Origin of the sequence: Vallitalea maricola (assembly GCF_036985595.1) — a bacterium.
Taxonomy (GTDB): Bacteria; Bacillota; Clostridia; order Lachnospirales; family Vallitaleaceae; genus Vallitalea; species Vallitalea maricola.
The window spans coordinates 1-270 of sequence record NZ_BTPU01000328.1; the positions used below are offsets into that span (position 1 = coordinate 1).

General features: G+C 33.3%; 1 protein-coding gene. It reads left to right on the forward strand.

The features are described 5' to 3' along the window. On the forward strand, positions 1-270 hold a 270-nt coding region (locus AACQ14_RS24260; protein ID WP_339366101.1), incomplete at both ends, for a hypothetical protein.

The following is a 270-nucleotide window of genomic DNA, read 5'->3' on the forward strand; positions in this document are numbered from 1 at the left end:
AAAGCTACTTTTTCGGTAGCTTTGGGAGAAATTATCATTGATGCTTCTATTAATAATGATATACTTCTTAGCAAAGTAACTTTTAATGAAAGTGTAGCAGTATCTGTTCCTTTTGATCCCTATGTACCAAGCTATACTTTGATATCTACTACAGGTAGTGACATTATTCCAGCTACTTTCACTATAGAACCTGTTGCTATGGCAAGTGATGCAACAATATCTTATAGTACTACTGACTCGGATATTTCATTTGCAGGTAATGTAATTTCT